This is a genomic window from Protofrankia sp. Cas8, from assembly GCF_963555845.1.
Taxonomy (GTDB): Bacteria; Actinomycetota; Actinomycetes; order Frankiales; family Frankiaceae; genus Protofrankia.
Genome location: NZ_CAUVXI010000080.1, coordinates 1 through 5,820, shown reverse-complemented (window position 1 = coordinate 5,820; position 5,820 = coordinate 1). Strand labels below are relative to the sequence as shown.

5 protein-coding genes, 1 tRNA gene and 3 pseudogenes are annotated in these 5,820 nt (G+C 67.2%); 3 read left to right on the top strand and 6 right to left on the bottom strand.

What is annotated here, in order from left to right; translation table 11 throughout:
- Positions 1 to 131 (bottom strand): annotated as a pseudogene (locus tag U9977_RS13420) (IS5/IS1182 family transposase); the annotation flags it as partial.
- A gap of 231 nt (positions 132 to 362) precedes the next feature.
- Here U9977_RS13420 and U9977_RS13415 point away from each other — a divergent pair.
- Positions 363 to 794, top strand: coding sequence for a hypothetical protein (locus U9977_RS13415; protein WP_322749580.1), 432 nt, complete (start codon positions 363 to 365; stop codon positions 792 to 794).
- Positions 795 to 1,328: 534 nt separating this feature from the next.
- Here the strand turns inward: U9977_RS13415 and U9977_RS13410 are convergent.
- From U9977_RS13410 to U9977_RS13400, 3 genes and pseudogenes are all read right to left on the bottom strand, one after another.
- Positions 1,329 to 1,466: pseudogene (locus U9977_RS13410) on the bottom strand (SDR family oxidoreductase); the annotation flags it as partial.
- 529 nt (positions 1,467 to 1,995) lie between these two features.
- Positions 1,996 to 2,071, bottom strand: a tRNA-Glu gene (locus tag U9977_RS13405).
- Between the two features lie 141 nt (positions 2,072 to 2,212).
- Complete coding sequence (locus U9977_RS13400) at positions 2,213 to 2,935, bottom strand: hypothetical protein (protein WP_322749579.1); 723 nt, start codon at positions 2,933 to 2,935, stop codon at positions 2,213 to 2,215.
- Positions 2,936 to 3,258: 323 nt separating this feature from the next.
- On the opposite strand from U9977_RS13400, the gene U9977_RS13395 reads away from it, so the two are divergent.
- Both U9977_RS13395 and U9977_RS13390 read left to right on the top strand, forming a co-directional pair.
- On the top strand, positions 3,259 to 4,527 hold the full coding sequence (locus tag U9977_RS13395) for an acyl-CoA dehydrogenase (RefSeq protein ID WP_322749578.1): 1,269 nt from the start codon (positions 3,259 to 3,261) through the stop codon (positions 4,525 to 4,527).
- Between the two features lie 43 nt (positions 4,528 to 4,570).
- Positions 4,571 to 4,828, top strand: coding sequence for a DUF6158 family protein (locus U9977_RS13390; RefSeq protein ID WP_322749597.1), 258 nt, complete (start codon positions 4,571 to 4,573; stop codon positions 4,826 to 4,828).
- 40 nt (positions 4,829 to 4,868) lie between these two features.
- Here U9977_RS13390 and U9977_RS13385 read toward each other — a convergent pair whose 3' ends face one another.
- Together U9977_RS13385 and U9977_RS26960 are read right to left on the bottom strand one after the other, a co-directional pair.
- Positions 4,869 to 5,675, bottom strand: a complete 807-nt coding sequence (locus U9977_RS13385) for an ABC transporter permease subunit (RefSeq protein WP_322749577.1) — start codon at positions 5,673 to 5,675, stop codon at positions 4,869 to 4,871.
- Positions 5,672 to 5,820, bottom strand: a pseudogene (locus U9977_RS26960) (ABC transporter ATP-binding protein); the annotation flags it as partial. The pseudogene U9977_RS26960 and the gene U9977_RS13385, both read right to left, overlap by 4 nt.

Below are 5,820 nucleotides of genomic sequence, written 5' to 3'. Positions count from 1 at the left end.
GCCCGCAGCGCCAGCACCGCGATGCCCTCGTGGAGGTAGGTGTAGGACGTCGACCGGCCGATCCCGTGGTCGCCGGCGAGTTGCTTGACCCGGATTCTATCGCAGAACCAGCGCAGGACCATCACGGACTGTACTCAGAGGCGGAACGGGGGGTGTCGCGGTGCCGCTACACCCCCGAGGGCTCAACGGCGGCGCGACCGCCTCGTGGGACTTTGTCCGCCGCCTGATGTGTCGCCCTGGTCGCGACGGCTGTCAGGCGAAGGCATCCGGATACAGAACCTCGGGGGCGGGTACGGGTCGGCTGGAGGCAGCCAACCGATCCGCGAGGCCCAGGGCCAAGCGACCGAGAAGGAGGGTCAACTATGAAGGCGCTGTCTGAGCAGCTCAGCGAGTTTTCCGACCGAGCGAGGAAGGTCGATGACGTGGTGGGCGCGGCGCGGGAGAAGAACCGCGCGCGCCTGGAGGCAGAACGAACCGCGCTGACGACCTCTGTCACAGCCGCCAAGACCAAGGCAACGGGCAAGGCCGAAGAGGCGAAGGCCGGCATGCAGCCACAGTGGGATGCGGTGCGCTCGTCGGTAGAGCAGCGGTTCGCCGAGGTGCGCGCAGATGCCGACAGGCGACGAAACGAGCGGGACGTCCGCAAGGCGCAGCACCATGCTGAGGTGGCTGAGCAGGACGCCGTCGACGCAATCGACCTGGCGCTCTCCGTCCTCGACGGGGCAGAGTACGCCATCGTCGACGCGGCCATCGCCCGCACCGACGCTGACGACCTCGCTGCGAGCCGCCAGTAGGACTTTGAGATCGACCAGTGGCCGCGGGCCACAGCAGGGACACCGACCCCTTGCAGGAGCCTCCTTGGCCCGCGCCACCACGAATGCAGGCCGGCGCCCGGCCGGCTTTCGCAGGCCTGACTCGATGCCGACAGTTAGATCAATAACCCTGGGGTTGCGCCGTCTTCCTAAGACCGGGAGTCGTGGAGTGGGTTGGGTTCGTTGAGCCCGGGTGACTGCTCGGCGCTCATGGTCAGACGTGGTCCATAACGGACCAGTCTTCAGGGATCTGGATCGAGGTTCTGGCAAAGCTTCCTCGCTTCCTCCGTCGCACGAAGGAATCGTCACGCCCGACATGTACTGAGCTGCGTCGGAGGCGAGGAATGTTGCTACTGCGGCGTTGTCCCCGAGGGAGGGCGGCCGGTCGACCTTGAGCGGCCCGGGGAACATGGTCGACGCGTCCCATGGGTCACCACTCTTCGCGAGCGAGCTCTCCGCACGCGACATGCCGACGACGGCGGCATCCGACGGAAGCGACAGGTTGGGTGACATACCGTGTGTGGGGGCGAGTGCGTTGACGCGAATACCAAAGGTGCCCCAGTCGTAGGCCATCGAACGCACAAGCCCGACAGCCCCAGCCTTGCTCGCGCAGTACGAACCGAACCCTGGAGCGGATGGTGCGCCCGGGCGCATGCGTAGGGGCGTATTCGCGTCGTTCGGCTACGCCGGGGGTCAGCGCTGCGTCGCGGGGCCTTCAACACATCCTGCGCAACAGGGAGGACGTCTCCGACGAGGCGCGGGATGCGCTGCGGTGGGTCGCCGCATCTCGCAGCGCCGAGGACACGGGCGGTAGGTCATTGCGGTCACCGGAGCAGCACTTTCCACCTACGGCCGGCCGCCGAGGACACGGACGGTAGGTCATTGCGGTCACCGGAGCGGCACTTCCCACCTACGGCCGTCACCCGCGAGGGATCCTGTACCCGGCTGGGATCCCCCGGAGGGTCGCTGGTCGCTGGTCGCTGGTCCCGGACAGGGTCAGTCCCGGGTCTGGGTATCGGTGGTGTCGAGTCGCCCACAAAACCGGTGACGCCGGGAACTTGGGCACGTATTCGGCACGATCAACCACCGGGGGCCGGTGACGGTCGGATGTGGCCGGACAGACGAAGAGGGCTCCCTGACCAGGTTTGCCCGGTTCAGGGAGCCCTCGTTGCAGGTCTTGGGGTGGTGCCCCCAACGGGATTCGAACCCGTGCTACCGCCTTGAAAGGGCGATGTCCTAGGCCGCTAGACGATGGGGGCGGGCGACGACGACCAGGCTTGATCTACAACTTACCCAGAACGTCTACCGTTGGGACCACTGCAAGCATAGAGGTGACGGGCCGCTGGCGACAAACGGGTTCCAGATCGCTTGGGCACCTCCCTCACGTGGCCCGGCGGCCCTCAGGCGTCGGCCAGCGCCGGCAGCGGGTTCGCCCAGCGGTAGCGGGAGAGGAAGAAGGCCCGTACCCGACGTCCGCCGATGGCCAGGTTGTGTGCGATCGGGACCGGTCCGGTCGGGTACGCCACGTCGAACGACAGCGTCACGTCGTCGGCGTGCTCCACGGGTGTGTTCGGATCGTAGACCCGGAGCGTGACCGCGGTTCGTCGCTGTTCGTAGGCGTATGCCAGGAGCTGATGGCTGGACCCAAGCTGGAACGGATCGTAGGAGCGCAGCGTGATGACACCGAGCGGGGCCAGGACGCCGCGGTCGAGGTCGAGTCGAACCCGCGGCCACTCGTTCACGACCGTGATGCGCCCGGAACCGCGCAGGGTCAGCGAGGACCGGGTCGTGTCCGCATCCGGAGTGGCCATGAGCTGGTAGTAGCGCGCGACGCCACGCGGGATGTCGAAGCTGTCGAACAGCCGGCGGACGATGTAGCGGTACAGCGGTGAGTCCGGCGCAGGTGGTTCCTTCAACACCGGTGGAGTCAGCTTCGCCTCGAAAAGATCACGCGTCGTGTAGATCATGCCACCGCACAAACCGCGACTGGCGTCACCGATCGGTACCGGCCCGACACCTGGAAGATTAATCTTCAGCACGGGCTGCCTTGGAAAATCGTTGGTGAAGGGCAGCCCGTTACTGCTCGGGCGGAACCCCTCCACCGCGGCATGGGCGTCGACCATCACGGTCTCCCTTCCCACAGAAACGTGTTGCCCTGGAATGATGCCCCCCAGGCTCCCATCCGCACATCCGGGTGCGGTGGCCGGCAGATCAGGTGGCAACTACCGGTGCCCATCATGACGTATAAATGCTGATACTGCAGCACATACTGCACCTCCTGTACCTACAGCATTTTCGGCAAGTCATGTTTGGCGGTTGCGGGATGGGAGAGCAACCAGGGCATGACCGTCCGACGCATGGGTGACACGCACGGGCAGCCATTGGCGCCAACTGCCGCTGTCACCGCCGAACAGCCGCCCGCGCGCATGACCTGGGGTGAATTCTGATGATAACAAGCCTCCCGATTGCCGCGTCGCTGGACATTCCCCTGGCCATGCCTGTGGACGTTCCACTGGACGTTCCATGTGACGTTCCACTGGACGTCCCGGGGCGGCCAATCGGTACGGCCACCGGCCGGACGCCGATGGGAAGGCCGTACCCTCCCGCGAGGGTAGGTGGGGCATTCGCAGCGCTTATCGCGTCCGGACGGCTTGATCTTCCACTACCCGCGGCGGGTGCCACCGCTGCGCGTTGGCGTGCGCTCGCCGATCTCGCCGCCTTCGACGTCACGCTGGCTCGACTCGCACAGGCCCACACCAGCGCAGCGGCGATCCTGATTGATTCGGCTGGGCCGGCACCCGAACATGATCAGCGATGGGGGTTGTGGGCGACGGAGGAGCCGATCGGTTCGCTGGTCGCCCGTCGAGGTCGTGGCGGCTGGACAGTACATGGCGTCAGGTCATCCTGCCCGGGTGCGCGCGTGCTCACCCACGCGCTGGTCGCGGCCAGAGTCATCACGGACGGCGGCGAAGAGACGCGCGAAGGCACGATCGGGCTGTTCGCCGTCCGGCTCAATGAGCGCAACGTTGCCGTGGCAACAGCGGGATCAGACGGATCAGACGGATCGGCGTCCCAGGCGATGACCGGCGCGGACACCGCGACCGTCCTGTTCGACGGGGCACCCGCCATCCCGGTGGGTGAGCCTGGTTGGTCGACCGGTTCGACCGGCGGGTCCGATCCGGACGCGGCATACCTCGACCAGCCGATCTTCTGGCATACCAAAGTGGATATCGCGGCATGTTGGTTCGGCGGCGCGACAGGTGTCGCCCGAACGCTGTTCGCCGCCGGCCACACCGATCACGAAGGAGAGGCGGGTCATCTCGCCGACCGAACCGACCGAACCGGCCGAACCGGCCGAACCGGCCGGCGCCTCGACATCCACGCGCTGGAACACCTGGGTCGCGTGGACGCGGTGCTGATGGCGATGCGCTGCGTCCTGGAGACAGCAGCCCGCGACATGGACGCCGATCCCGATGATGTCGGTGGGTCCGCACGCAGGCGCGCGCTACGGGTGCGAGCGAACATCGAGGCAGGCGCGACCGAGGTCCTCGACCGGGTGGGGCGCGCGCTCGGCCCCGGCCCGTTGTGCGCCGATCGCGGGTACGCCCGGCGCGTCGCCGATCTCAGTGCGTATCTGCGTCAGAACCGGGTGGAACGCGACCTCACCGACCTCGCCGCCGTCGTCCTGGCGGATCTGGATCCGCTCTGGTGGTGACAGACAGGTGACCGGCCCCGCCGGAGTGGGTATGCCAGTCGGTATGAAGCACCGTCCCGAAGGCATCCCGGCGGCCCAACTGTCGGACGAGGATCTCGTCCGCGAGGTGGACCAGCTGCACGCGACCCGCCACGATGCATTCCTGCACGGCACCAGGGATGCGTTCGACACACACACCGCGCGGATGCTGAGCCTCGAGTACGAGTATCTGCGCCGGTTCGCGGCGATCATCGGACCGAACCCGCTGCGGACGCGCGCCGGTAGCCGCCAAGCCGCCGCAGCGGGCCGCGTCAGCTCGTGAGGGCCACCACCTCGGGACCGCGGTCAGCGCATGACAGCTGTCAGCTCGTGATGTCCCGGGTTCCGAAGACAATCCGGGCAAGGATGACCATCGCCGCGCCGTAGCAGCCCTCGAGGGCCAGCCCACGTCTGATGTTCACCCAGCTCACCGGATCGCGGAACAGGTCGATGAACCCCATCCAGTAGTGGGTCGGCAGGTACGGCTGGATGGCTGCGGCGGCCGGGAGCTGGTCGAGCACTCCCGCGGTGACCAGGACGCCGAGTGCGCCGAGCGTGGCCGCGAGCGGCGTCGAGGTGACCACCGACAGGAGCAGTCCCACGCCGGCGATGCCGAGCATGGATGCGGCCACGAACAGCGCTGACAGCGCGATCCGGATGGCCGCCTCCGACAGGGACAGGGGCGGGCCGGCGCCGGACAGCGGCTTGATGGGCGCCAACCCGAACAACCCCCAGCCGACCGCGAAGGCGGTCGTGGTCACCGCGGTCACTGCGATCACGAGATAGACGATGATCCCGACCAGTTTCGCGGCCAGCAACCGGCCCCGGCCGACCGGACGGATAAGCAGGTAGCGCAGCGTGCCCGCGGCGGCCTCACCCGCGATCGCCTCACCTGCCAGCAGCAGTACCGCAACCGGTAGGAACAGCGGTAGGACGAGGGCGAGGGCTGCGATCGGGAGCCACGTTCCGTTATGTATGACCTCGGTGAGGAAGGCCGGGCTCCCTGCCCCCGACCCGACTCCGCTGACCTTCAAAAAGAGCGCGACGATCACTGGAAGCGTCGCGAGCATCAGCACCGACACCCAGGTCCGTCGCCGCATGAGCAAGATCTGGATCTCAACACGGATCATCGGTCATCCAGGACGGATTGCAGGGCACCGTCGTGGTCGTTGCCGGTCAGCTCCAGGAACACATCCTCGAGTGATCGTCGTTCCACCACCAGTTCGGAGACGCGCACGCCGGCCGAGACCAGCGCGGCGTTGAGCGCCATCGGGT